The sequence below is a fragment of the Marivita sp. genome, assembly GCF_022763305.1.
GTDB lineage: Bacteria > Pseudomonadota > Alphaproteobacteria > Rhodobacterales > Rhodobacteraceae > Marivita.
This window is the reverse complement of record NZ_JALEGT010000017.1, coordinates 46,850-72,115: the sequence shown is the minus strand read 5'-3', so window position 1 is coordinate 72,115 and position 25,266 is coordinate 46,850. Positions and strand designations below refer to the sequence as shown.

Here is a 25,266-nt window from a genome sequence, read left to right as displayed (position 1 = left end):
CCGGCCTTGGTCGGGGGATCATCTGAGCTTGAATTCGATCTTCATCATGTCGCCCCGATAGATGCCATTGGCCAGCAGGATGATATCGCCCTGCTGGTTCACGGCCATCCGCTGAACCTTTGCCACCGGCTCACCGATCGAGACATTCAGGGTGTCCGAGGTTTCAAGGTCTGCAGAACTGATGGTGACGATCTGGTTTGCATCAACGATGGTCTGGCCCGGAATGTCCGATACCAGCCGCATCGCAGTCACCCTGCTGTAATCGGCCTCGTCGATCTGAGGGCATACCCGTTCATCCACGTAGATATCCGCCAGTAGAAAGCTGATCCCGTCCCGGATGTGCACACGGCGAAGGTGTCGGTAGCCCGGGGCCGGATTGCCGATATGGCCTTCGTAGCGGGGCAAGGGCACGTTGCGTTCGTCGCTGAGGATCTTGATCGTCGCATTGTCACGCGCGATCAGCATCCCGGTCCAGTCTGTGTTGACCTCGCACCACAGGTCGCGTTTGGGCCGGTCCAGCACAAATGTCCCTTTGGCGCGGTAGCGCTCGATCAGGCCATCCTTTTCAAGCGTGGCAAGCGCCTGCCGGATGGTCATCGTCGCGACCCCGCATTGGTCAGACAATTCCTTGACGGTGGGGATTTTCGAGCCGACTTCCCATTCGCCACTCTCGATCCGTTGACGAAACAGGCTTGCCAGCTGGATATAGCGCGAAACATTGCTTCGCTGCAGTGCCGCTACGGTGGCGTTTTCGGATTTGGTGTCCGGCATGTCTCATACCCTGAATATCCCCTGAGGGACAGGCTACAGGGGCGGTGAGAGGCTATCAATCACAAAACCTAGGTTTTTGATATTAAGCATCGAACCAGAGGTGCCCTGCAGTGATATCCGCGACGTTGTCAGCGACGTTGTCATCCGCCGGCACCGTGTCACGCACCGAGCGGCGGAGCAACATCCGGTCGTGAAAGGCGGCGAGGCTCGGAAAATGGGTGCGCCAGTCACAGTCTGACCACCGGAAATCAAGTTGCCCCAAGGTGCAGACGACCGAAATCTGGCCGATGCCAAGTGGCCCTTCCGAGAGCCGCTCTGCGTCGGCTTCGAGTGCGCGCATTCCTGCCCGGATTTTCACGCGCCACGCGTCAGTCACTGACGCCCAGGCGCCGGTTGGCCGAGACAGTTCGGTGCGCCACAGCAACAGGATATCCGTCATCCCATCGCCCAGCGATTGCCAGCAGAGGTGATCCATCCGGGCATCGGGATCGGACGGGAAAAGACCGCCTTGCGCAAGGCCATCGAGATACTCACAGACCACGCGGCTGTCATAGAGGGGTTTGCCTGCGTCCGTGACCAGTGTGGGGATTTTGCCCAATGGGTTGTCGATCAGGACCGCCTCGGGCGTCGGCATGTGCAGTGCAACCACGTTGCGTGTCAATTCCACGCGATCCTCGAAGCCAATCTCCTTGAGCACAATCATGACCTTGCGCACGAACGGAGATCGCGGCGACCAATGCAATTTCATCTGGGGGCTCCTCTTCAGACGGCTTTGAGGCCGATTGCGATGCCTTGACCAACACCGATACACATCGTCGCCAGGGCGCGCGCCCCGTGGCCTTTGGCCAGCATGCGCGCTGCAGTCCCGGTGATACGTGCGCCGGACATACCCAAGGGGTGACCAAGCGCAATGGCACCGCCGTTCCGGTTCACATGGTCTGCATCGTCCGGCAGGCCGAGCCGCCGCAACACTGCCAAGGCCTGGCTTGCGAAGGCTTCGTTCAACTCGATCACGTCGAACGCGGTGGGTGCGACGCCAATCTGCGCGCAAAGCTTTTCTGTCGCCGGGGCCGGTCCAATGCCCATGATGCGCGGGGCTACGCCTGCGGTGGCGCCGCCCATGATGCGAGCCAGAGGCGTCAGTCCATGGCGCGCGGCGCCGTATTCGGTGGCAAGGATCATCGCCGCCGCGCCATCGTTCACGCCGGACGCGTTTCCTGCCGTGACTGATCCGCCCTCACGGAAGGGCGCTTTCAACGCGGCGAGTTGCTCCAATGTGGTGGCTCTGGGGTGTTCGTCGGTGTCAAACACAATCGGGTCTCCGCGCCGTTGCGGGACCTCGACGGGAAGGATCTCGTCCGCGTAGGCCCCCGAGGCAATCGCTGCAGCAGCCCGTTCTTGCGAGCGCAGCGCAAACGCATCCTGATCTGCACGCGAAATGCTAAAATCCTCGGCCACGTTTTCCGCCGTCTCCGGCATCGAGTCGGTGCCATACATGCGCTGCATCGCCGGGTTGATGAAGCGCCATCCGATCGTTGTGTCCTCGACACTGGTCTGGCGGGAAAACGCGCTGGTCGCTTTGGGCAGGACAAAGGGCGCGCGGCTCATGCTTTCGACGCCGCCTGCAACGGCAAGATCGCCTTCTCCTACAGCAAGTCTGCGCCACGCTGCCAGCACCGCGTCCATGCCTGACCCGCAGAGCCGATTGATGGTCGTGCCCGACACCGTTTCGGGCAGACCGGCAAGAAGAAGGGCCATGCGTGCGACCGACCGGTTGTCTTCACCTGCCTGATTGGCGCAGCCGTAGATCACATCCACGGTCGCGTCCCAATCAAGCTTCGGGTGTCGTTGCACCAGAGCCTTCAGAGGCAACGCAGCCAGATCGTCTGCCCGGATACCTGACAGCGCCCCGCCGTAGCGGCCGATGGGGGTGCGGATATAGTCACAGATATAGACGTCACGCATGTGTCAGCTTCCCCTCAGGTCTTTGATGCCATTCAAAACTTTATCCACGGGGCCGCGCACGTGACCAAAGCCCACAGCATCTGCAAGTGCCGCCAAGTCGGCCGAAATCCCGTCTGCGGATTGCAGGGCTGCCCAATATAGCGGCCCGCCGCGCCATCGCGGAAAGCCATAGCCATTGGCAAAGGTCACATCACAATCAGAGGCCCGTTGTGCGACGCTTTCTTCCAGCAAACACGCCGCTTCATTGACAATTGCAGCCAGCAATTGCCGCTGGATCGTATCACAGTCGTAACTCTGTGGTGTGACGCCGGCCTCGGCGCGGGCGGCGTCAATCAGGGCGTCCACTGTCTCATCCGGTTGCGCTGAGCCGCTGCTGTAATCGTACCACCCCGCACCGGTCTTGCGTCCCAGTCGGCCTGCCTCGCACAGTCTGTCCGGAATGGTGACATAGCGCGCTTGCGGTGCGCGCGTTGCAGCCTGACGCTTGCGCATCGCCCATGCGATATCGAGGCCCGACATGTCTGCGACCGCAAAGGGTCCCATGGCAAAACCGAAATCGACGGCCGCCGCATCGACCTGCTGCGGACTGGCGCCATCGAGGACCAGCAATTCAGCCCTCCGCCGATAGGCCGCATACATCCGGTTGCCAATGAAACCTTCGGCGACGCGCGACACCACCGGCTGTTTGCCCATCGTGCGGGCCAGTTTGAGACCGGTGGCCAAAGCGGTGTCGGATGTCTGCTCGGCACGGACCACTTCGAGCAGTGGCATGACGTCGGCAGGGCTGAAGAAATGCAGTCCGATGAGCCGACCGGGACAGGCCATCCCCTCGGACATGGCGTCGATATCCAGATACGAGGTGTTTGTTGCGATCAGCGCGTCGGGCGACAGGACCGGCTCGAGCTGGCTGATCACCTCGCGTTTGACCTGCATGTCCTCAAAGACAGCCTCGATCACCAAGTCGCATTGTGCCAACACGCCGGGATCGACAGCTCCGGACAGCCGTTCTGATTGCTCGGCGCGGTCCTTTGGATCAAGGCGGCCCTTTGCAACCTGCGCATCAAGATGCGCGCCGACCTTTTCCAGTGACATCCGCAAGGCGGTTTCGTCGCGCTCCAGCAATGTCACGGGCAGACCTGCCTTGAGACAGGCGCGGACGATGCCCTGGCCCATGGTTCCGCCACCCACGACACCGACTTGGGCAATGGTTTTGGCGCAGCGTCCATCCAGCCCCTCGACAGTCGCCGCCCGGCGCTCTGCAAAAAAGAGATAACGCAGGGCTGTGGCATCCGGCCCGACCCGCATGTCCTGAAAAACCCTGCGTTCATCGGCGAGAGCATCTGCCATTTCGGGCTCGGTGGCGCGCCGGATCAATCGAATGGCCTCTGAAATGTTCGGGCGGTTCTTCCCAAGCTTCTGCGCCTTGCTGGCCGCCGCTTCGATCACGTCGTGCGTCTCGGATGGGGTCGCAATGCTCCGAACCGGGCGCTTTTCCGGGTGTTGGCCCACAAAATCCAAGGCGGCGTCCAGTAGGTCGCCTGACACGACCGCGTCAATCAGGCCGATATCCAGAGCATGATCCGCTGCGATCCGCGATGCATTGCAGATCAATTCGATGCCACGCGACACACCGACAAGGCGCGGCAATCGCTGGGTGCCGCCTGCACCCGGTACGAAACCCAGGGATACTTCCGGCAAGCCAACCTTGGTGCCCGGGGCCGCGATGCGGTAGTCGCAACCGAGGGCAAGTTCCAGTCCGCCGCCAAGCGCCACGCCGTGCAGCGCGGCGACGACAGGAAACGGCGCTTCTTCGATGGCTGCGATGACATCCGGCAATTGCGGCCAGTCCAGCGGGCGACCGAACTCCTTGAGGTCCGATCCGGCAATGAAGGTTTTTCCCGCGCCGATGATGATGGCCCCGGCAACGCCGTCGGACGTCGCGCGTTCGATCCCATGCACCAGCCCAAGGCGCACTGCCTGCGAGCCCACATTCACCGGCGGGTTGTCTATGGTCAGCACGGCGACCGTGCCGCGAAGCTGATAGGAAATCGGTGTTTCGGCCGTGGGGATCTGGTGTTTTGTCAAAGGTCACTTCCCCTTTTCGGTCAGGACGACACCGTGGCCGAACAGTCGGGCAGGGCTCTTGTGGAGCTATATTGAATAAAAAGCTATATGTATAGCTTTAATGGTTGCAAAAATGGTTGCTCTGTCGCTGCACCTGAAGGTGCTCACTCGGGTCGGTCACCACATGGACCGAACCATCATCGCTGAGCCACGTCTGTTTCGGCGTGAACTAACCCTGACTACAACAGCGGACTTTCTGACTGAGCCCAAACTGTCGGTAAGGTCAAAAGCTGTCGGCCATGCTCATGGCTTACAGCTGAATGTCGATGATGGACGGCAGTCTGGGTCACCCATTCCAACTGTGAGCCGCCCGATGCAAAGGTGTGCTGCGACATCGTGGGCCGCCAGTGCAAGTGCGCTGGTTCGACCGCAGGTCAAGCGCCACCGCTGTCTGTCATGCCTTTTGACATCGCCTCGGCGTATTCAGGTTCCACCCGCGCGTCGATGAGAACCGGTGATCCGGCGCGGACTGTTTCGAGAGCCTCGGCGATGGCGGCGACAAGATCCTGCGTGGTGCTGACCGGGCCGATCGCGTGCAAGCCTTGTGCCTCGGCCAGTTTGCCGAAGTCGATGTCGGGCTCTGCGATGGTCTGTCCAACGGACTTGTTGCCGACCGGTCGACCGCGCATGACGGCCACCTTTTCCTGATGAACTTCGTCGTTGAAGTAGGACCGGTTGTTGCAGACGATGGCGATCAGGGGAATGCCGTAGCGCGCTGCTGTCCAGAACGCCGAGATCCCCATCATCGTGTCGCCGTCGCCCAGAACACCGACCGGGATGCGGCCCGAGCCCTCCAGTGCCAGCGCGGCGCCCACTAGCATGCCGGGACCTGATCCGATTCCGGCACCGCCGTCATACCCGAGGTAGTCCAGCGGGTGCCGGAAAGGCCGACTGCCACCGTCCCAACCAAGCGGCAGACGCACCAGACAGGTCGTTTCGTCGCCAAGGCCCGCAGCCAGTGCAGCCGCGAAATTCGGCATGGACAGGGGACCGTCAGGCGCGTCAATCGGCGTATCCGCGCGTGGCGTGCCGTTGGCCAATGGTGTCCTGTCCAAATCCATCGCGTCGGTGAGAGCCGCGATCATCGTATCCGGCAAAGCCGCGATATGCAGTCGGGCAGGCGGGTGAGCCATGTGGTCCAGCGACCAGCCATTGGCCAGTTGGTGGTCCAGCGTGATGTTGATCAGGTCGGCGCTGGCCTTGGCCTGCCGCAGGGTTCCGGCTGTGTCCACCCAGTCGAAGGCGAGGATCAAATCGGCTTCGGCCAAAGCCTGAGCGGGCGCGCAGGCGATGAAGAATGAGGGCGGGCCGACATGCGCCGGGTGATCGGTGGGGAAGGTGGCACCGGTCTTGATGTCGGTGATGACTTTCGCGTGCGTCGCTTCGACAAGGGCAACTCTGCGCGCCCAGTCGTCTTCGGACCGGGACATGCGACCCATGAGGAATACCGGTTTCGAGGCAGCCTTCAGCATCTCCACAAGGGTTGCAACGGTCTTGTGGGCTACGGAGGGAGGCTCGGGCGGTTGATAGCGCGCGATGTCTGGTACTGGGACATTGTCCGGGGCGGGATCTTCCTGAACCGTCACATCGAAACAGACGTAGGTTGGTCCATGCGGCGCGGTCCGGGTGATCGCATGGGCCCGGGCGATTCCCTCGAGTGAGGCTGCAAGGCTTGCCGGTTGGTCGTCGAATTTCACAAACGGCCGGACCAGCGCGGCCTGATCCCGCGACGTGTGAATCCAGTCGATCCAGGGCCGTCGCTGATCGGCATCCACCGGTCCCGTCGCACCGAAGATCACCATGGGCACCCGGTCGCACCACGCGTTGTAGATGGCCATCGACGCGTGCATCAAGCCGACATTTGCATGAAGCAGCACCGCCATTGGTTCTCCCGTGACCTTGGCCCAGCCATGTGCAATCGACACGGCGTGTTCTTCGTGCAGGCACAAAAGCATCTGTGGGTTCCGGTTGCCGAGGTGATTGACAAGGCTGTCATGCAGACCCCGAAAACTCGATCCCGGATTCAGGGTCACATGCTGGACGCCAAGTGCTCTGATGGTTTCTGCAATCAGGTCGCTGCCAAACCGTCCGGAGCCGGTATGGGGTTCGGGCTTGTCGATTTGGGTCCGGTCGATATGTGTCATGCGTTTGCTAACCTTCCAATGCCTGCAGTCCGCCGGTGTGATGCAGCAAGCGATTGTCGGCATGCCGCTGAGTTGTTACCGTGCCGGTCGAAGTGAGTTTTCTGATCTGAGGCCTATGAACCGAATGGACCGTGAGCCCGGTGCGGCGCCGCGCAGCCGGGATGACCTGCCCGAACAGTATCGCGACGAACGTGTCGCACACCTGATCCGACTGTGCGCGCGGGGCTTCAACAGGTCGCTGACGCGTCGCCTTGCAGACAGCGACGTGTCCTTTGGGCAATGGGTCTTTCTGCGGATTCTGTGGAAAGAAGAGGGGCTGACCCAGCGCCAGCTGAGCGAGCGCGCCAATCTGACCGAACCGACCGTTCACACCGCGCTGACCAAAATGGCGGCGCAGGGCATGATCATTCGTCGGACGGAAGACGGAAACCGGCGCAAGCAGCATGTCTATCTGACCAATCATGGCCGGAGCCTGAAGTCTGTTCTGGAGCCGCTGGCGGTGGATGCGAACGAAACCGCGCTGCAAGGGCTTGATCCTGAGACGTCCGAACAGCTTCGGACCCTTCTGATCCACATCCTTGGCAATCTCGAACGCGACGAGGCCGAGGCCGAGGCGCGCGGGCTGCGCATCCCGCCGACGCGTGGGGGGAACGTCTGACGGGACGGGTGCGGGAGCATTACCCGCCAAGGTCGGCCAACCGTGCGCGAAGCCGCGCTACCGGGAGGATCTCGCGGATTGGCAGATCTGTGACGCCCGCCTCCGAGGCAACGGACAACCCCTCGCCATCCCACGCCCACCAGTAGACGATCTCGCCCGCCTTGTTGCGGATGGGCAGGCGGAAGGTGGGAAAGGCCCGGTCAGCCTGCGGGATCGTGGCATGTCCGATCACCCGGGTCGATACGGTCTCGTCCCTGAGTGCGCGGGCCAATTCGACCATGGCGATGAACGCGGTCTTCCCTTTTGCGATATCGGCGGGTTCGGACGCGCCGGTCGGTTCGATGGCCCGCAGGACGTCCGGGTAGGGCGCGCGCAGATGGGTGATCTGCGCGTGGCGGATGCCGCGGTCGGTGTCGATGGCCACGATATCGCCCGGAGCCAGCTTGGGGATGTCAGAGCTTTGCGTCCTGTCTTGGTAGGTCATGGCAACCTCACAGAGAATAGGCTTCATAGGTTGCTGGGTGAAACAGCTCGTCGACTTTGAGCCGCCGCTTGGAGAGCCCCTGACGGTGGTGCATGTCAAGGAAAGTGTCGAGCACGTGCTCGTTCCCCGGCACGCCGTACGTCCAGATTTCCGGCCCGATCAGACGCCGGGCGGTCGTCAGCGTGTCCTCGACGAAGGGCATGGTGACTTTTGTGGCCGACGTGTCCGACAGCGCCAGTTGTGCCATCGCCTTGGCCTGCGAAAAGGCCTTGAGCAGCGATCCCGGCAGCCAGGGATGCGCGTCGGCAAGGCTTTGCCGGATGCCCAGCACATGCATGATCGGAAAGATTTTCGTGCGCGCGTAGTGCTCGGACGCGGCCTCGATGCCGTTCGCGAAGAGGCGGCCGACGTTAGGATGCCCCTGGTCGAAGCAGTTGAGAGAGCGGGGCCCGATGAAGCCGTCGATCTCGCCATCGCGCAGCATCTGGTCGAGGGTTGCGCCGTCTGGCGCGGCGGTCATGTCGATGTCGTCGGGCAGGGTGATCGCGATCTTTTCTGGACGTCCCGGCGTGTGCATGCCGCCGCGGACCCATTTGATATCTGACGGTTTGACACCGTAGTCCTCAAGGATGCCGCGCGCCCAGACATTCGCCGTGAGTTGCCATTCAGCAATTCCGATCCGACGTCCCTTCAGGTCTTCTGGGCGGTCGATGCCCTTGTCGGTGCGGATATAGATCGACGAATGGCGGAATGCGCGTGACAGAAACACCGGAATTGCGACATAGGGCGATGCATCCTGGGCGCGTTTCACGCAATAGGACGAGAATGACAGTTCCGAGATGTCGAAAGCTTCATGCCGGAAAGCGCGGAAAAACATCTCTTCCGGCGACAAGAGCTGCGTGACCGGCGTCACGCCGTCGATCTGCACACGCCCGTCATGGATCGGCCGGGTCCGGTCGTAGTCGCCCATGGCGATCGAGAGGGTGAGGTTGGTCAAGGCGGTCTCCCTTCGCTTCTTATTGGTGTTTCAGGTCCACGAACCCGCCGGTTTCGGCAGAGCGCAGGATCGCGTGACAGATCTCGAGACGGGCCGCACCCCACGGACCCGACTGCAACGGCGGTTCCCCGTTCCGGATGGCCCGATGAAGAGCCCGAAGAACCGGGCTGCGCGGGGCCGGATCGGGCGGTGCGGCGACAAAGTCTTTCGCGGTGTCGCCCCAGATCTCAACGCCCTCGGGCGTGAGGCGCAGGTCCGCTCGGTCGCAGCTGACGACCACGGGGCCAAAATGCTCGGCATATGGCGCTGGGGGCGGTGGTTCGATCGCCCCATAAGTGCGCCCGGATTTCAGCGCAGGCTCATCCGCAGGAGATACAAGTGCGGCCAGCGCCTTTCGCGAGGTGCCGTAGGCTGATTGGTCCTTGCGATGGCCAAGCTCTCCGATCCCGCCCATCTGCGTGTCGCTGTCGTAATGGGCATAGCCCGAATATGTGAGGTTCGCGAACGTGCCGTTTTCGAAGGCGATCAGGGCGGAATAGGCTCCTTCCGTGGCGCGGTCCGGATCCCACTTGCCAGTCATGGCAACAACTCGGGTCGGTTTTTCTCCGGCCAGCGCGCATACCACGTCGATCTGATGGATCGCCTGGCTGAAGATCACGCCGCCGCCCTGCGCGGTGTCCAGTTCCTCGGGGCGCCGGGGACGATAGAGGAAATCCGTGTAGTTCATCGCGTGGATCATGCGGACCCTGCCGAAGCGGCCGGAAGCAACCAGCCTGCGCGCGGCGTCCACCGGCTGGTCGAAACTATGGCTTGGGCCGGTGATCAGATGCACGCCCGCTGACCGTGCGGCGTCCACGATGGCGTTGGCATCGTCCATCGTGATGGCGAGCGGCTTATCGACCAGAACATGTTTCCCAGCCCGCGCCGTCGCAACCGCATGGTCCCGGTGCATCTGGTGGGGGGTCGCGATGTAGATCGCCTCTACGTCGGGGTCGGCGCAAAGCGCGTCCACATCGGGATAGGCCTGCCCGCCAAATTCCGCCTCGAACGCGGCACGGCTTTCCTCGCGCGGGGCCGCACACGCGACAAGCCGCACATGCGGGTCATGGCGGATGCTTGGCAAGGTCAGCATGAAGCCGCGCCCAAGCCCCGCCACGCCAAGACGGATCGGGTCAAAGCTCGACAACCAGATCCCCTGCCTTGGCGCGCGAGACGCAGATCATGATGTAGTCGTCTTTCTCCTCGTCCATGAGAACAAGGTCGCGGTGATCTGCTTCGCCTTCGATCAGTCGGCACTTGCAGGTGCCGCAGGTTCCGCTTTCGCAGGAACTGACCGTCTTTTCCCCGGCGGCACGAAGTGCCTCGAGGATAGACAGGTTCGCCGGAACCTCGATCTGCCGTCCGCTGCCGGCAAGCTTGACCATGAAAGGCATATCGTCGGCGCGCACCGCATCGACCCCGGCGAAGTCCTCGAAGTGCACGCGGCCTTCGGACCAATGCCCCGACAGGGCCTTGATTTCTTCCATCAGCGGGGCCGGTCCGCAGCAATAGACGTGTTCCTTGCCAGGTGTCTCGAAATGGTCCCAGAAATCGTAGAAGGCGTCGATATCGCCGTTGTCATGATGAATCGTACAGCCGGGCAGGGCGGCAACCTCATCAAGATAGGCGGTCTCTTCGGCGCTGCGCGTGCAGTAGATGAGCGTGAACGGTTTGCCATCCGCGCCAAGTTTTCGCGCCATCGACAGAATGGGCGTGATGCCGATCCCGCCCGCAATCAGCAGGTGCTTCGGCGCATCGACAAGTTCGAATTCGTTCTCCGGCGCATCGACGTTGAGTGTCGTGCCCTCGGTTACGCTCTCGTGCATCGACGCCGAACCGCCGCGCGATGCCGGCTCTTTCTTCACCGCGATCACGTATGTCGTCGGAGCGTCGCCGTCGTTCACCAGGGAATAGCGCCGCATCGCGCCGCTGGGCGTTTCGACCGTGATATGGGCGCCGGGTGCGAACGGGGGAAGGGAGCCGCCGTCTTCCCGGGCGAGCGTGAATTCCGCGATATCCTTGGTCAGAGTTTTCCGCTGCGTAACGGTGAGGATCATCCGGTCGTCGGGAAGCTCCATGAAACTGTCCTCTTGTCGAAGGGTGTTGCGTTTTGATATTAGATATCTAAGCTATTCGTCAATAGATGCCAGAGCAATGCATCTTCCGAGCCGCCAGGGAGGAACCGACACATGTTGTCCGTCGAAGAAAATGACCTGCTGACGAAAATCGACAATGACGCGCCGATGGCTGTCCTGATGCGCCAGCACTGGACGCCTGTCTGTCTGGTCGAGGAAGTCGAAGAACCGGACGGAACTCCTCTGCGCGTTGAGGCGATTGGCCGGAACTATGTGTGTTTTCGGGATACCGATGGACGGCTTGGCCTGCTGGACGAACTTTGCCCGCACCGCAAGGCGTCGCTGGTCTATGGCCGCAACGAGGAATGCGGTCTGCGCTGCCTTTATCACGGGTGGAAATTCGACGTGGACGGCAATTGCGTGGCGATGTCGTCTGAGCCGGAAGAATCACCGCTTCATGGCAAGGTGAAACATCGGTCCTATCCGACACGCGAGTGGGGCGGATTCGTGTGGGCATGGCTCGATACCGAACGCGATGCGCCGGACTTCGAACCTCCCGCTTTCGCGCCAACGGAAGACACCGAGGTGTCGATCCTCAAGATTCGCATCCCGGCGAACTGGGCGCAGATCACCGAAGGCCAGATCGATTCAGCGCATTCGTCGTCTCTGCATTCGTCGGACATGAAACCGGCCCGAGTGAAGGGCGCGTCGGCGGACGACAAGTCGTGGTATCGTCCGTCGACGGACAAATCGCCCCGGATGCAAACCCAGACCACGCCTTACGGTTTCCATTACGCGGCGATCCGCAAGCCGATCAAGAACGCGGGAACGCACAACTATCTGCGCATCACCGAATACATCGCGCCCTTCACTTCGCTGATCCCGCCGAACAACAATTACAACGTGGCGACGGTGATCGTGCCGATCAGCGATGAGGAGTCCTACTTCCACTTCATTGCTTGGGGTGGTGTTGCCTGCCCGTCAACCATCGAATGGCGCAAGTTCGCACACGCCGTGCCGGGGATTGACCTTGACGACAAATGGCGGTCGCGCCGAACTCTCGAGAACGATTTCCTGCAGGATCGCCAGATGATGAAGCTGGGGAATTTCACCGGCGTTCTGGGTATCCCGAACCAGGATATCGTGATGTGGGTGTCCATGGGACCGCGCGTCGACCGATCCTCGGATCTTCTGGGGGCGTCCGACCTCGCCATCGTGGAATTCCGTCGCCTGATGAGCGACGCCGCGCGGCGCGTTGCAGAGGGTGGCGTGGCCATCGGAACAGAGGAGCCGCGTGTGCCTCATGCCACCATCTCGTCCAAAGAGGGTGTGTATCCGAAAGAGGTGGATTGGCGCACGCTCGGGCAGGAAGACAACCAGGTTTCGGCCGCGGAATAAGCGGGAAAAGCTTGACAGAATGTCGCAGTCGGGTCAGACATACATTTAAAATAGATATCTAAGAAGTTGCAGCGAAGACGGATGCTGCCTGGCACCGGGGAGGGGAAATGCCAGACGATCACGCAAAGGCAGACACGGGCTTGCCGGGGGCTTGGGCTCCCCTAGGGCAATATGCCGGCGGCGTCTGGCGCACCGGCCAGGACGCGCCCCGGGATGTGGTCTCGCCGGGGTCGGGTGATGTTCTGGCAACCCTGCGCGATGCGTCTTCGGAGGACCTCGACGGTGCGGTGGCGGCGGCGCGGCGTGCGCAAACGACTTGGGCCGATCTGGGGCCGGTCGTTCGTGGCAAGACGCTGAAGGAAGCGGCAGCTCGGCTGAGGGCGCACGAGGACGAGCTTGCGATGATCGACGCGCTCGACTGTGGCAACCCCATCAAGGGTATGCGGTTCGACGTCAATCTTGGCGCGACCCTGATGGAGTTTTTCGCCGGGCTCACCACCGAGCTCAAGGGCGAGACCATCCCGCAGGTCGGCGGTAAGCTGACTTTCGTGACACGGGAACCTTTGGGGGTCGTTGCGCGGCTGGTGCCGTTCAACCATCCGGTCATGTTCGCCGCCGCCAAGATCGCGGCACCGCTCGCGGCCGGCAATGCTGTCATTCTGAAGCCGTCTGAAGAAACGCCGTTGGCCGCTCTTCGCATGGCAGAACTCATCGGCGATTTGTTCCCGGAGGGCCTGCTTTCAGTCCTGACCGGCGGAGCCGATCTGGGGGCCGCGATCTGCGCGCATCCCGGCATCGCGGCCGTTGGCCTCATCGGGTCGGTTCAGACCGGACGTGCGGTTCTCAGAGGCGGGGCCGATACGCTGAAGCGGACCCAGCTTGAGCTTGGCGGAAAGAACGCCCTTGTCATCTGCGAGGACGCAGATCTCGACCGTGCCATCGCCGGCGCGGTCAAAGGGATGAATCTGGGTTGGACGGCGGGTCAGTCCTGCGGATCGACCAGCCGCCTTCTTGTGCACGAGGCGCATTACGAGCGCGTCGTGGCAGAGGTGGCTACCGCCTTTGACAAGGTGCTCCTCGGCGATCCTACGCTTGAGACCACAGAGATGGGCGCGCTCTCGACCCAAGGCCAGTACGACAAGACACGCGGTTTCATCCAACGCGCCGAGGCAGCCGGCGCGCGGATCGCGGCGGGCGGTTTGCGTGGAGATATCCCGGATCGTGGATACTTCGTCCGTCCGACGCTGATCTGCGATGTCGATCCGGACTTCGAGATTGCCCGTGAAGAGGTCTTTGGCCCTGTCCTCACCGTGCTCAAATGGCGCGATGAAGACGCCATGATCGACATTGTCAACGGGCTCGACGTTGGACTGACCGCGTCAGTCTGGACTCGCGATCTGGATCGCGCGCTGCGGCTGACGCGCCGGATCCAGGCTGGCTATGTCTGGGTCAACGATGCCAGCGACCATTACCTTGGTGCGCCCTTCGGGGGTGTCAAGCAATCCGGTCTCGGACGGGAAGAGTGTCTGGAGGAGATGCTCGCCTACACCGAGGCCAAAACGGTCACCGTCGTTTCAGGCGGGTGATCGCAACACACGTTCCTAAAGAGCGAACAGGGAGGAAAACATGAAACTCACATCATTTGCTGTGGCGCTGGGGCTGGTCGTCTCGACCGGCATGGCATCAGCCCAGTCGATCAACATGAACCTGTCGGGAGGCAACCCGGGTGGTCTGTGGTCGCTGCTAGGGGCAGGCATGGACCGTGCCGTCAAAGCTGACGATCCGGATGCAGTGATCACCTATCAGGCAACTGGCGGTGGTTTCGCCAACCTCGCCCTTCTGGCGAGCAACCGGACCGATATGGGGCTTGTGCATGACGCCGAGGTCAAGCTTGGCTTGAACGGTCAGGAACCGTTCAAAGCGCCGATCACCAATCTTCAGGCGATTGGCTACATGTACAATTGGGCGCCGATGCACTTTTTCCTGAACCAGTCCATCGCGCAGGAATACAATATCGACAGCCTTGATGATATCGCCACATCCGGCGCGCCGATCACCATCGGGATCAACCGCTCGGGCAACATCACGAGCGACGTTGCGTTGTTCATGCTCGAGAAGGCCGGCCTTGACGAGGCGACGCTGGAAGCGAATGGCGGTTCCTTTGTCCGCGCGGGCGCAAACGAACAGGGCGATCTGATGCAGGACGGCCGGATCGATATGGCAACCAACGGTATCTTCATCCGTCACTCGTCGTTCCGTGCGATTGATGAAAACACCGATGTGGTCCTGTTGACAGTTCCGCAAGACGTGATCGACGCAACGAATGAGGCGTTCGGAACGGCGGCTTTCACAATCCCCGGCGGCAGCTATTCCAAGCAACCGAATGACGTACAGACAATGGCATTGGGAGCAATGGTCGTTGCCACGGAGTCCATGCCGGACGATATGGCAGCCAAACTGGCAAGCGGGTTCCTCAAGAATATCGACGAAATCCGCAATGTTCACAATGCGATGAAGGCGCTCACGCCCGAACTCATGGTCAGCCAGACGGTTCTCCCGTTCCATCCGGGTGCCGAAAGGGTCTATCGCGAAGCGGGGCTGATTGAGTGATTGCAGCGCTCGTCTCAACAGGTCGTCGGCGTTCCTTTGAGGGAACGCCGGCGCGCATTCTGACGCTCCTGGCGGCTGGCTTTGCCTGTTGGGTGATCTATGCAAACGTCTTTGTCATTTCCGATCCGCTGGTGCTGGGCATCCTGTTTGTGTCCGGCATCCTCACGCTGCTCTTTCCGGTCGTCGGCCATTCGCAGAACGCACCGGCCAATCCTACAATCATCGACTGGCTGCTTTGTGGTTTGAGCCTTGCCTCGGGCATCTTCTTTTTCCTCAACGCCGAGGCCATTTCGAACCGCATTACCCTGCTCGACGAATTCACCGGTCCGCAGTTCTTTTTCGGCACGGCCATTCTGTTGCTGACGCTCGAAGCGACGCGTCGCACGACTGGTGCGGGCCTGACCGGCATTGTCGTGCTGTTCCTCGTCTACAACTGGTTCGGTTATCTGCTGCCGCCGCCCTTCGGGCATGGCATCTCCGATTTCTCGTATCTGCTTGATATCCTCGTCTTCACCACTGATGGCGTGTTCGGCGTGCCTATTCAGGTGGTCGCAAGCTATGTCTTCCTGTTCGTGATGTTCGGCACTCTGCTGTCCAAAGCCGGAGGCGGAGAGTTCTTCTTCAATCTGGCGTCCGCCGCGACAGGCAACAGCCGGGGTGGCCCGGCGAAGGTCGCGGTGATCTCGTCCGGTCTTTATGGCACCATGTCGGGCAGCCCGACATCCGATGTCGTGGCGACCGGGTCGATCACGATCCCGATCATGAAACGGCTCGGATATTCCAAACGCTTCTCGGGCGCGGTTGAGGTTGCCGCCTCGACCGGAGGCAGCGCGATGCCGCCAATCATGGGCTCTGCCGCGTTCATTCTGGCGGAATATACCGGTACGGCTTACCGTGACGTGGTCTATGCCGCGCTGATCCCGGCGATGCTCTATTATGTCGGGGTGTTCCTGCAGGTCCACCTGCGCGCGGTGCGACGCGACCTGCGCCCCTACAACGGTGAAATTCCGAGACTGTCCCGCACGTTTGCTTTGGGATGGCCGTTCATCATTCCCATAGCCGTGATCATCGGAATGCTCTGGGTTGGCTATTCTCCGGTCATGACGGCGGGCGCGGGGGCGCTCGGGGTTGTCATCGGCACAGCCCTGTCGGCACGGACCCGCATGACGCTCTGGAATCTGATCGATGCTCTTGGCGAAACGACGCTGCGTATCCTGCCGGTAGCAGGCGCCTGCGCCGCGGCTGGCCTTGTCATCGGCGGCCTGTCAATGACCGGTCTTGGTATGAAGGCAGCCAATGTGATTATCACGCTCTCTGGCGGTGAACTGGGCTGGACGCTCATCCTCGCTGCGGTTGTGACCATTGTCCTTGGGCTGGGGATGCCGACACCGTCAGCCTATATCCTCGCCGCCGTGCTGGTCGGGCCTGCGCTGGTCAAGGTTGGCCTGCCGATTCTCGAGAGCCACATGTTCCTGCTCTATTACGCAATCCTCTCGGCGCTGACCCCGCCCATTGCCGTGGCGGCATTGGCGGCAGCCGCGATTGCGAACGAGGACCCGTTCATCATTGCCTTTGACGCAGTACGTCTCGCCGCCGTCGGGTTCCTGATGCCCTTCGTGTTCCTGTGGAACCCTGCGATCCTGGGCAGCGGCTCGGTGCTCGAGATCGCCATGGTCTGCGCGGGCGGCATCGCCGGAGCGACTGCAATCGCCTTGTCGTTCGAGTGGGTGGGCAAGCAGCAGAACGGGCGACTTGCCTGGCCATTGCGGGCGGTGCTGCTGGCTGGCGCAGCCGCCTCGGTTGCACCAAATCTGCTGGTGGCCACGCTGGGCATTCTTGGCACGGCAGTATTGTCGTATGTCCTTCTGACCCGCGCGCCAGAGAACGTGATCGCGTCTGGATCGATTGAAGACGGGAAGAACCCTGCCGAGTGACCTTGGGACGACATCGGAACTGGCCTGCAGCTTATTGCAGGCCAGACATTATCTGTGAGATGTGACTCAACACGGCCTGAGTGTCAGACGCCGTATTTCGACAGGATTGCCTCAATCGCCTTGTCCTGTTCGGGGTCCGGCAGCAAAGCGGGCTGGCGTGACAAGCCGACGGACGCATCGCGGAGGAACAGCGCCCGTTTGACCAGAGCTGGCGGGTAGCCGAGCTTGTAGAGATCGGTGCGGAAATTCGTGTAGGTCGCCTGCGCATCGGCGGCGCCGGCCTCGTCCCCGGCATTCACACAGCGGATGATCCGTGCCAGGACGTCAGGCAGCACATTGCCCAGGCCAGAGATGCACCCGCGCGCACCATGGGTCAGGGCCCAATGCACAAGGTGGTCCGGTCCGGAATACACGTCGAACCCATCAACCTCTTGCCCCACAGCCATATAGGCCTCGAGCGTATCCTGCGCCCCGCCGGAATCCTTGATGCCTGCGATATTGCCATGCTGCGCAAGTCTGCACGCCGTGTCCGGTTCGATATGGTTCTGCGTGCGCGCGGGAATGTCGTACAGGTAGATCGGTGTTTCCACGGCATCGGCCACCGAGGTGAAGTGGCGAATCAGCCCTTCCTGCGTGCAGTCGATGAAGAATGGGGTGATGACCGCAATCCCGTCCACGCCGATCCTGTCGAATTCCCGTGCCAGTAGCCGGGTTTCGTAGGTGGCGGGCATGCCGGCGTTGACGATGACCTTGGCGGCTCCGCCGACCTCGTCCACCACTTCACCGCACAACCGCACCTTCTCGTCAAAGGTCAGGGCCGAGAAATCGCCATTTGTCCCGGCGCACATGATCTGGTTGCCAGCGTCGATCTGGCGGCGCACCTGTGCACGGGTGGCGGTGTAGTTGATCGTCTCATCTTCGTTGAAGCAGGTCACAAGCGCGACAAAGGCTTCTGCGGTCCGGGTCATTCGATCATCCTCTCTTGGCCGCAGCCAGCTTTGCCCCGTAGTCAAGGGCGCAGATCATGTTCTCGTGGTTGGCCTTGCCGGTGCCAGCAATGTCAAAGGCAGTGCCGTGATCAACCGAACAGCGGTCGATGGGAAGGCCCAGCGACACGTTTACTGCGGTGTCAAAAGCCACAAGCTTGATCGGGATATGTCCCTGATCGTGGTACTGCGCAATGACCAGATCAAAGGCTCCCTGGTAGGCCCGGTGGTATACGGTGTCAGCCGAAATGGGCCCGACAACATTGACGCCTTCCGCTTTCGCTTTTGCGACCGCGGGCGCGATGTGGTCATCGTCTTCCGTGCCGAACAATCCGTTTTCGCCGCAATGCGGATTGATGCCGGCCACAGCGATGCGCGGGGACTCAAGACCCATGCGGATCAGGTGCCGGTGACCGGTGCGGATGGTTTCAAGGACCCGTTCCGTCGTGGCGCGGCCAATCGCGTCCTTGAGCGAAACATGGGTCGACACATGCACGACGTTCAGCCGTTCGGAGGCCAGCAACATCCAGGACGATCTGGACCCCGTCAAATGAGCCAGCATGCCGGTATGCCCGTCGTAATGATGCCCGGCTGCGTTAAGCGCCTCTTTATTGATCGGTGCGGTGACAATGCAGGCCGCCTCACCCGCCATCGTCTTCTGCACCGCGCGTTCGATATAACGAAATGACGCTTCGCCGCAGGCCGGAGAGAGAACGCCAAATTTTCCCGGCAAGCCATCAACCGCAACATGATCGACGCGGATTCCATCGCCCTCGTCCTTGGGTTCCAGCAGGGGGAGGCTCACGTTCGACTGCGTTATCGCACGTTGCAGGGTATCGCGGTCGCCGATGACAACGGTCTGAGCCCGCAAGGCGGCGTCGCAGCTGGCCAGAGCCTTGACCGTCACTTCGGCCCCGACGCCGGATGGATCACCCATGGTGATGACAATTGGCGCGTTCATGGCTCGGCTCCCGAATTAACAACTCTTTGAGCACTTAACCTATAGGTAAAAAAACATCAACCAGCGAAACGGATCATGTAAAGGCATTAAAAGTTTCAAAATTTCTATCTTATTCCGGCAATTCTCGGTATGGTTTGGGTGAAACTTGCAAAAATAGGTAAACATGCCAATCACGTCGTTGATTCTTGCCGATGATCTGACGGGTGCGCTCGACTCTGCGGTCGGGTTTGCCGATCCAGACGTGACCGTGCTCGTCGCGCGCAGCGCCGACGCGATCCCTGTGGCGCTGGATCAGCGGCCCGATGTGCTGTCCGTCAATACATCCAGCCGCGAAATCGCACCTGAACGGGCGGCGGAACGTATCGCAGCGGCCCTGGCGCACCTCGACCCTGCCCACATCTCTTTGGTGTTCAAGAAGGTGGATTCACGCCTGAAAGGCAATGTCGGGATCGAAACAGCCGCTTTGGCAGAATGGGCAGGGCGGTCCCGGAGCCTTGCGTGCCCCGCCATTCCCGGCATGGGGCGCAGGGTTGAAAGGGGTGCCCTGTCCGGTTCCGGTGTCGCCACCCCGATCCCCGTTGCTGCGTGCTTCGATCATCCTGTCGAAGTCCCTGATGTCCATTCGGACGAAGACCTCGATGCGCTTTGTGTGGGTTCCGTGTCAGACACCTTGTGGATCGGTGCGCGTGGGCTGTCTTTTGCGCTCGCCCGGTCGCTCGGTGTTGCTGCCCCGGCCTCCGCCAGCCTGAAGGAACCGATCCTGATCCTCAACGGCTCGCGCGACCCGGTGACACTTGCCCAGGTTGAAGCACTTAAGGATATCAGTGCCATCGTATCTGCGCCGGATGGCATGGTGCCGGACACCACACCACAGAGTGCCACAACCTTACTGGACCTGACCGACGGAGGCGCCAACTTGTCCGGGCCGATCGTGGCAGAGCGTTTTGCGGAAGGCGCGGCAAAGTTGGCCAGACGTTGCCAGCCTGCCGCGCTTCTGATCTGCGGAGGGGAAACGGCGCAGGCTTGTCTGGACCAGTTCGGGCTCAACAGTTTACGAGTGAAGGCGGAACTTCGGCCCGGACTGCCGGTCTGCGAGGCGGACCTTGGATGGGGGCAGATACAGATTGTGACAAAGTCCGGCGGTTTCGGTGCGGCAGACCTATTGGCGGATATCGTCAAAGAGACGGGGGGCAGGGTGTGAAAGAGGCGAACATGACACAACAGGCGCAAGAACCCGTGCGGAACGGCCGCCCTCCATTGTCCGAGAAAATCTATCAATCCCTCAAAAGCCGCATCACGCGGGGGCATTACGGGGCAAACGAAAAGCTCCCGGCTGAAAAGGATCTGTCGGTTCAGTTCGGTGTGTCCCGTCCGGTGCTGCGCGCCGCGCTTGAGCAACTGCGCGAGGACGGGTTGATCGTGTCCCGTCAGGGTGCTGGCAATTTTGTCCGAATGTCCCGCGAGACGGCGCTGGGCTATACCCCGGTCGAGACCATTGCGGATATTCAGCGCTGTTACGAATTCCGCCTGACAGTCGAGGTCGACGGGGCCGGGCTCGCCTGTCAGCGGCGCAATCAGGACATTCTTGACGAGATGTCCCAGGCATTGGACCTGCTGTCTGACGCGACTGGGTCGCGGCTGCACCGGGAGGATGCGGATTTCGCGTTCCACCTTGCCATCGCCCGGGCGTCGAACAATCAATACTACGCCGAAACACTCAAGGCGCTGCGGGCGCATATCTATGTCGGGATGAAGATGCACGGCGATGCGCTGATGTCCGACGGAGCCACCGCGCTGGAGCGCGTGCTCGAAGAACATCGCGAGATCTACAATTCCATTGTCGAGGGGGACTCGGAGCGCGCGCGCAATGCGATGCGCGTCCATATTGTCCACTCGCGAGAGCGCCTCTTCGGGGCAGGGATGCTCGACCTGTCGATGCCCGAGGCCTGAGTGGCCTCGGACGCGGTCTCAGTCAATCAGCTCAGTACGCATCCTGGTAGATTGCCAGAACGTCGGACACCGCCAGGTCGCGCGGATTGTTGTCCATCAGTCTCCGGATTGCGTGGGCCTCGTCGGCCCAACCGGCAAGCGCGTCCACGTCCGCGCCATGTGCCTTCAGTTTCATCTCGATTCCCAGACTACGGCAGAACTCGAACGCTGCCGCCTTGAGCGCATCCTGGCTGCCCGCGTTCTTGAGGCCAAGGGCATCAGCCACCTCGGCGGTCTTTTCAGGCGCCACCGGCAGGTTATAGGCCAGTACATGCGGGAAGATGATCGCATTCGCCAGACCGTGCGGCAGCGACAGGCGGGTGCCAAGCGGATAGGCAAGTGCATGTCCCGCAGCCGTGTTGACCGGCCCAAGGCATATGCCGCCGTAGTAGGATGCGAGCATCATACCCGCACGGGCCTCGCTATCGGTGCCATCCTCCACTGCGCGCCTGAGGTACTTGCCCACCAGTGAAAAACCCATACGCGCATAGCCGTCGATCAGGTCATGCGCCTTGATATTGGTAAAGGCTTCGACGCAATGCGCCATCGCATCAACGCCCGTGGCGGCGGTGACCGCAGGTGGAACGGAATAGGTCAGCTCGGGATCCAGCACTGCGAGATCCGCGATGAGGTGCGGGCTTTCGACGGCCACCTTGGATTTTGTGTCAGGGTCCGTCACAAGCGCGCGAATTCCGGCTTCGGACCCTGTCCCGGCGGTTGTCGCGACCTGGAACAGCCGCGTTGTGCGACCCGAAACCTTGTTCGGTCCGGCAACATCGCGCAGCGCTTGATCTGCGTTCCACAGCGCCGCGACAAGCTTGGCGATATCCAGAACCGATCCGCCGCCAAGCCCGACGACAAGATCGGGCTCGTGGGCGCGTGTCGCCTCGAGAACGGCCTCAAACGCGGGGATGTCCGGTTCGGGCGGGACATCGTCGATCACAAGCACGTCGCCCGAGAGTCCCAGCCGGTCAACATATTGACGCGTGGGGCCGGACGCGATCACCACCGGGCGTGTCGCACCGACAGCGAGATCGCCCACGCGCGCTGCGGCGCCGACACCGATTTCCAGCCGCTTCGGTTGATGGATTGTGATGAGGCGATCCATGGTGGACATGCGGCGTTCCTTTCAGGTGATTTGCGCGACAAGCCGGGCAACGGTCTCGGCATTGAGGCGCACATGCCGGATAGCCCGACGGTAAAGGGTATAGGCGATATCAAGACCTCCATCGGCGCGAGGCAGCAGAACCGGGTAAGACAATTCCTTGTTCTTGCCATCAATCGAGTTGTTGGACAGGCATGTGCCGGGGCTGGTTTCGACGACATAGCGGACAGGGAAAGTCTTGCCGCCATCGGTGGATAGACACAGCGACAACGGTGCCCTTTCGACGCCCCAGATGGGCGTGCAGCCATCTTCCGCCTCGGGGCGATCATCCTGTTCCTCAAGCTCGTCATAAAGCGACGCGCGCCGCGATGTGGAGGTTGCCGCCGAGGTCGGATTGCAGACCATGCCAAGCACCGATGCGGTCAATGCCGCGACCCCGATGGAGCTGTTGTTGTTTGGCACATCCGTGGGGACGGGCGCGCTCCAGGTGCGACCGCCATCATGGCTTTCCGAACGGTGCACGTGATCCGATTGTCGGCGTCGGTAAAATGCTGCCATGCCATCCTGGGTGGTGACCGGAGTCATGTGCACGCAGCCAGGGGATTGCGGGACATCCGTGACGGCCCAGCTTTGGCCGCCATCCGTGCTGACCGCGATGGCCGCCGTGTCGAACGCACCAGTCCAGCGAATGCCGTCCCGCGGGTTGCAGCGGAACAGTGGCAGCACCCATGCGCCATCGTCGCGCAGGAACGGGCGCGCGCGGATGAACGTGCCATTGGGCAGCCCGGTATCGCGGCCCTCACCTGCGACCAAAGCCGCCCCGTCCCGCGTGATCTTGCGCATGTAGACGCGTGCTTCGTCCTGGTTGCCAGCTGGCTGCGCCGTGTTGAACAGCCAGACCGTGCCGTCTGGTGCGGAAAAGAGCACCGGATTCTGCTCTGACCGGTTCGGATCGGCGGTCAGGCGCGAGACCGGCCCCCAGCGGTCAGCACCTTCGTCGAGAACCGTTGCGTAAATCGAGATGTCGGATTTGCCTTCAAGCGTCCCGCCGAACCACGCGCAGACCAGTGCGCCGTCGGGCAGGCGGGACAGGAATGCGGCATGGTTCTGGATTGTTTCGGCCGGCAGAATCGCCCAATGCCCGTCATCGCGTGGTGCGAGCGTGCCATCCATGCCAGCGGCAATCTCATCCGGCGTCATCCGCGGTTCCTCCCGGTTTCGTCATGGCGTTGGACCGTGATTGATAGCTTACAAGTTGTCAAGTTTGTTTGTTGATCGGGGTTAGGTCGGGGAATTGTCGGTGCAATGACAAGAAAAAATGTCATCAAATTATTGTAATTACATGATAAATATCAAAACAAGAAGTTCCAGTTGACACATATTTTCAAGTTTACCAATATGGCGCTGCTGTCGTCGGGGGCGTTATGCTCGTCGATCTTGTGCGGCAACGGCGCTCGTGGCCGGTCAGGGCCCTGCGCTGTTCCGGTTGCTATCGAGGCAAGGTGCCTCAAATGGGAGGAAACATGAAAAAGTCATTCATTCTTGGGGGCCTGTTCGCTGCGACGACGGCGCTGACCCCTGCATTCGCTCAGGACGCGGGTGTGACCATCGTTCTTGGAGAAGAACCCGATCTGGTCGAGCCCTGCATGGCGACCCGGTCGAATATCGGGCGCATTGTTCTGGGAAACATCAGCGAAACACTCACCGAGCTTGATGTGCGCGGTGACGAAGGTCTCAAGCCACGTCTCGCAGAAAGCTGGGAACTGGTCGATGACAACACATGGCGGTTCAACCTGCGCCAGGGTGTGACCTTCTCTGACGGATCGAGCTTCGATGCCGAAGATGTAAAGCACTCGTTCGAGCGTGCTGGCAGCGATCAGATCACATGCGAGATTTCGCGCTACTATGAAGGCATCTCGATCACGCCCAGGGTCGTCGATGCAAACACCATCGACTTTACAACTGAACCGGCGCAGCCGATTCTGCCGCTGCTGATGTCCCTGCTGACAATCGTTCCGTCAGAAACCGCGATCGAGTTCACACGTGAACCGGTTGGAACCGGCCCGTACGTTCTGTCAAACTGGGCTCCGGGTCAAAGCATCACCCTCGAGCGCCGTGCCGACTACTGGGGCGACCAGCCCGAAGTCGCCACAGCAACCTATGTCTTCCGTGCCGATCCCTCGGTGCGCGCCGCGATGGTGGCTGCAGGCGAGGCGGACATCGCGCCGTCGATTTCGGCCATTGATGCCACGACCGATATGGATGTGGCCTATCCGAACTCGGAAACCACCTATCTCCGTGTCGACCACTCCATGGCGCCGCTCAACGACATCCGCGTGCGTGAGGCGCTGAACCTCGCGATTGATCGCGAGGCATTTGTGGGTACCATCCTGTCAGAAGGCACAGAGCTCGCGACAGCGATGACCCCGCCGACAACGCTGGGCTGGAACGCGAATGTCGAGCCGTTCGGCTATGACGTGGACCGCGCCAAGGAACTGCTGGCCGCAGCCAAGGCGGATGGGGTGCCGGTGGATACCGAGATCCTACTGGTCGGCCGCACCGCGAATTTCCCGGGCGCAACCGAGACCTACGAGGCGATCCAATCCATGCTGTCCGATGCCGGTTTCAACGTGCGTCTTCAGATGGTCGAAGTCGCCGAGCACGAGCAGTACTACTCGAAGCCCTATGTTCAGGATCAGCCGATCCTCGTGGGCGCCCAGCATGACAATTCGCGTGGCGACCCGGTCTTCTCGATGTACTTCAAGTACCATTCCGACGGCCGTCAGTCGGGTATTGCTGACAGCAAGGTCGATGATCTGATCGACCGCGCCACAGCTGCAACCGGCGAAGAGCGTGAGGCACTGTGGTCGGAACTGTTTGCCTATCTGCATGACGACGTGATCGCGGATGTTCTGCTGTTCCACATGGTGGGCCATGCCCGCGTTGGCGGCGATGTCGACTTCACGCCGACCATCGCGACCAACAGCCAACTTCAGCTGGCTGAAATCGGCCTGAAGTAATCCCGC

21 protein-coding genes are annotated in these 25,266 nt (G+C 61.4%); 8 read left to right on the top strand and 13 right to left on the bottom strand.

Annotated features, from left to right (window positions below):
* Positions 1-18: 18 nt before the first annotated feature.
* From MRY75_RS02855 to MRY75_RS02835, 5 genes are all read right to left on the bottom strand, one after another.
* On the bottom strand, positions 19-771 hold the full coding sequence (locus MRY75_RS02855) for a GntR family transcriptional regulator (RefSeq protein ID WP_292305638.1): 753 nt from the start codon (positions 769-771) through the stop codon (positions 19-21).
* 82 nt (positions 772-853) lie between these two features.
* Positions 854-1,519, bottom strand: a complete 666-nt coding sequence (locus MRY75_RS02850; protein WP_292305637.1) for a glutathione S-transferase N-terminal domain-containing protein — start codon at positions 1,517-1,519, stop codon at positions 854-856.
* Between the two features lie 14 nt (positions 1,520-1,533).
* Positions 1,534-2,736, bottom strand: coding sequence for a 3-oxoadipyl-CoA thiolase (gene pcaF, locus MRY75_RS02845; RefSeq protein WP_292305636.1), 1,203 nt, complete (start codon positions 2,734-2,736; stop codon positions 1,534-1,536).
* A gap of 3 nt (positions 2,737-2,739) precedes the next feature.
* Positions 2,740-4,821: a 3-hydroxyacyl-CoA dehydrogenase NAD-binding domain-containing protein gene (locus MRY75_RS02840; protein ID WP_292305635.1), complete on the bottom strand. Its 2,082-nt coding sequence runs from the start codon at positions 4,819-4,821 to the stop codon at positions 2,740-2,742.
* Between the two features lie 413 nt (positions 4,822-5,234).
* A complete protein-coding gene (locus MRY75_RS02835; RefSeq protein WP_292305634.1) occupies positions 5,235-7,004 on the bottom strand; it encodes a thiamine pyrophosphate-binding protein in 1,770 nt (589 codons plus the stop codon).
* 124 nt (positions 7,005-7,128) lie between these two features.
* Between MRY75_RS02835 and MRY75_RS02830 the strand changes: the two genes are divergently transcribed.
* Positions 7,129-7,662 carry a MarR family transcriptional regulator gene (locus tag MRY75_RS02830; RefSeq protein WP_292305633.1) on the top strand — a complete coding sequence of 178 codons (534 nt, stop codon included), beginning with the start codon at positions 7,129-7,131 and terminating at the stop codon, positions 7,660-7,662.
* Between the two features lie 19 nt (positions 7,663-7,681).
* On the opposite strand, the gene MRY75_RS02825 is transcribed toward MRY75_RS02830, so the two are convergent.
* The 4 genes from MRY75_RS02825 to MRY75_RS02810 are packed head-to-tail and all read right to left on the bottom strand — an operon-like array spanning position 7,682 to position 11,260.
* The gene (locus MRY75_RS02825) at positions 7,682-8,146 is read right to left on the bottom strand and encodes a hypothetical protein (RefSeq protein WP_292305632.1); all 465 of its coding nucleotides are present in this window, start codon (positions 8,144-8,146) and stop codon (positions 7,682-7,684) included.
* A gap of 7 nt (positions 8,147-8,153) precedes the next feature.
* On the bottom strand, positions 8,154-9,143 hold the full coding sequence (locus MRY75_RS02820) for an ABC transporter substrate-binding protein (RefSeq protein ID WP_292305631.1): 990 nt from the start codon (positions 9,141-9,143) through the stop codon (positions 8,154-8,156).
* A gap of 19 nt (positions 9,144-9,162) precedes the next feature.
* On the bottom strand, positions 9,163-10,329 hold the full coding sequence (locus MRY75_RS02815; RefSeq protein WP_292305630.1) for a Gfo/Idh/MocA family oxidoreductase: 1,167 nt from the start codon (positions 10,327-10,329) through the stop codon (positions 9,163-9,165).
* Positions 10,316-11,260, bottom strand: a complete 945-nt coding sequence (locus MRY75_RS02810; protein ID WP_292305629.1) for a PDR/VanB family oxidoreductase — start codon at positions 11,258-11,260, stop codon at positions 10,316-10,318. Before MRY75_RS02810 ends, MRY75_RS02815 begins: the two co-directional genes overlap by 14 nt.
* A 111-nt stretch (positions 11,261-11,371) precedes the next feature.
* Between MRY75_RS02810 and MRY75_RS02805 the strand changes: the two genes are divergently transcribed.
* The 4 genes from MRY75_RS02805 to MRY75_RS02790 all read left to right on the top strand — a co-directional run bounded on the left by MRY75_RS02805 (position 11,372) and on the right by MRY75_RS02790 (position 17,199).
* Complete coding sequence (locus MRY75_RS02805) at positions 11,372-12,655, top strand: Rieske 2Fe-2S domain-containing protein (RefSeq protein ID WP_292305628.1); 1,284 nt, start codon at positions 11,372-11,374, stop codon at positions 12,653-12,655.
* A gap of 107 nt (positions 12,656-12,762) precedes the next feature.
* Positions 12,763-14,241, top strand: a complete 1,479-nt coding sequence (locus tag MRY75_RS02800) for an aldehyde dehydrogenase family protein (protein WP_292305627.1) — start codon at positions 12,763-12,765, stop codon at positions 14,239-14,241.
* Between the two features lie 40 nt (positions 14,242-14,281).
* A complete protein-coding gene (locus MRY75_RS02795) occupies positions 14,282-15,265 on the top strand; it encodes a TAXI family TRAP transporter solute-binding subunit (RefSeq protein ID WP_292305626.1) in 984 nt (327 codons plus the stop codon).
* Positions 15,262-17,199, top strand: a complete 1,938-nt coding sequence (locus tag MRY75_RS02790; RefSeq protein ID WP_292305625.1) for a TRAP transporter fused permease subunit — start codon at positions 15,262-15,264, stop codon at positions 17,197-17,199. The genes MRY75_RS02795 and MRY75_RS02790 overlap by 4 nt, the downstream gene beginning before the upstream one ends.
* A gap of 83 nt (positions 17,200-17,282) precedes the next feature.
* Here MRY75_RS02790 and MRY75_RS02785 read toward each other — a convergent pair whose 3' ends face one another.
* Entirely contained in the window at positions 17,283-18,167 is an 885-nt protein-coding gene (locus MRY75_RS02785; protein WP_292305624.1) for a dihydrodipicolinate synthase family protein, read from the bottom strand.
* A gap of 4 nt (positions 18,168-18,171) precedes the next feature.
* Entirely contained in the window at positions 18,172-19,146 is a 975-nt protein-coding gene (gene pdxA, locus MRY75_RS02780; RefSeq protein WP_292305623.1) for a 4-hydroxythreonine-4-phosphate dehydrogenase PdxA, read from the bottom strand.
* Between the two features lie 163 nt (positions 19,147-19,309).
* Here pdxA and MRY75_RS02775 point away from each other — a divergent pair, with 163 nt between their 5' ends.
* On the top strand, positions 19,310-20,347 hold the full coding sequence (locus MRY75_RS02775; protein ID WP_292305622.1) for a four-carbon acid sugar kinase family protein: 1,038 nt from the start codon (positions 19,310-19,312) through the stop codon (positions 20,345-20,347).
* 11 nt (positions 20,348-20,358) lie between these two features.
* Positions 20,359-21,096, top strand: a complete 738-nt coding sequence (locus tag MRY75_RS02770; protein ID WP_292305621.1) for a FadR/GntR family transcriptional regulator — start codon at positions 20,359-20,361, stop codon at positions 21,094-21,096.
* Positions 21,097-21,127: 31 nt separating this feature from the next.
* Here the strand turns inward: MRY75_RS02770 and MRY75_RS02765 are convergent, their stop codons facing one another.
* Both MRY75_RS02765 and MRY75_RS02760 read right to left on the bottom strand, forming a co-directional pair.
* A complete protein-coding gene (locus tag MRY75_RS02765; protein ID WP_292305620.1) occupies positions 21,128-22,252 on the bottom strand; it encodes an iron-containing alcohol dehydrogenase in 1,125 nt (374 codons plus the stop codon).
* A gap of 12 nt (positions 22,253-22,264) precedes the next feature.
* A complete protein-coding gene (locus tag MRY75_RS02760) occupies positions 22,265-23,440 on the bottom strand; it encodes an exo-alpha-sialidase (protein WP_292305619.1) in 1,176 nt (391 codons plus the stop codon).
* A 323-nt stretch (positions 23,441-23,763) separates the two neighbouring features.
* Between MRY75_RS02760 and MRY75_RS02755 the strand changes: the two genes are divergently transcribed.
* Complete coding sequence (locus MRY75_RS02755; RefSeq protein WP_292305618.1) at positions 23,764-25,260, top strand: ABC transporter substrate-binding protein; 1,497 nt, start codon at positions 23,764-23,766, stop codon at positions 25,258-25,260.
* The last annotated feature ends 6 nt before the right edge of the window (positions 25,261-25,266 follow it).

What these genes read in the sequence shown, in the direction of transcription:
- MRY75_RS02855 (WP_292305638.1), bottom strand. Translation starts at nt 771, where the DNA reads ATGCCGGACACCAAATCCGAAAACGCCACCGTAGCGGCACTGCAGCGA.
- MRY75_RS02850 (WP_292305637.1), bottom strand. Translation starts at nt 1,519, where the DNA reads ATGAAATTGCATTGGTCGCCGCGATCTCCGTTCGTGCGCAAGGTCATG.
- pcaF (WP_292305636.1), bottom strand. Translation starts at nt 2,736, where the DNA reads ATGCGTGACGTCTATATCTGTGACTATATCCGCACCCCCATCGGCCGC.
- MRY75_RS02835 (WP_292305634.1), bottom strand. Translation starts at nt 7,004, where the DNA reads ATGACACATATCGACCGGACCCAAATCGACAAGCCCGAACCCCATACC.
- MRY75_RS02830 (WP_292305633.1), top strand. Translation starts at nt 7,129, where the DNA reads ATGGACCGTGAGCCCGGTGCGGCGCCGCGCAGCCGGGATGACCTGCCC.
- MRY75_RS02825 (WP_292305632.1), bottom strand. Translation starts at nt 8,146, where the DNA reads ATGACCTACCAAGACAGGACGCAAAGCTCTGACATCCCCAAGCTGGCT.
- MRY75_RS02810 (WP_292305629.1), bottom strand. Translation starts at nt 11,260, where the DNA reads ATGGAGCTTCCCGACGACCGGATGATCCTCACCGTTACGCAGCGGAAA.
- MRY75_RS02805 (WP_292305628.1), top strand. Translation starts at nt 11,372, where the DNA reads ATGTTGTCCGTCGAAGAAAATGACCTGCTGACGAAAATCGACAATGAC.
- MRY75_RS02800 (WP_292305627.1), top strand. Translation starts at nt 12,763, where the DNA reads ATGCCAGACGATCACGCAAAGGCAGACACGGGCTTGCCGGGGGCTTGG.
- MRY75_RS02795 (WP_292305626.1), top strand. Translation starts at nt 14,282, where the DNA reads ATGAAACTCACATCATTTGCTGTGGCGCTGGGGCTGGTCGTCTCGACC.
- MRY75_RS02785 (WP_292305624.1), bottom strand. Translation starts at nt 18,167, where the DNA reads ATGACCCGGACCGCAGAAGCCTTTGTCGCGCTTGTGACCTGCTTCAAC.
- pdxA (WP_292305623.1), bottom strand. Translation starts at nt 19,146, where the DNA reads ATGAACGCGCCAATTGTCATCACCATGGGTGATCCATCCGGCGTCGGG.
- MRY75_RS02775 (WP_292305622.1), top strand. Translation starts at nt 19,310, where the DNA reads ATGCCAATCACGTCGTTGATTCTTGCCGATGATCTGACGGGTGCGCTC.
- MRY75_RS02770 (WP_292305621.1), top strand. Translation starts at nt 20,359, where the DNA reads ATGACACAACAGGCGCAAGAACCCGTGCGGAACGGCCGCCCTCCATTG.
- MRY75_RS02765 (WP_292305620.1), bottom strand. Translation starts at nt 22,252, where the DNA reads ATGTCCACCATGGATCGCCTCATCACAATCCATCAACCGAAGCGGCTG.
- MRY75_RS02760 (WP_292305619.1), bottom strand. Translation starts at nt 23,440, where the DNA reads ATGACGCCGGATGAGATTGCCGCTGGCATGGATGGCACGCTCGCACCA.
- MRY75_RS02755 (WP_292305618.1), top strand. Translation starts at nt 23,764, where the DNA reads ATGAAAAAGTCATTCATTCTTGGGGGCCTGTTCGCTGCGACGACGGCG.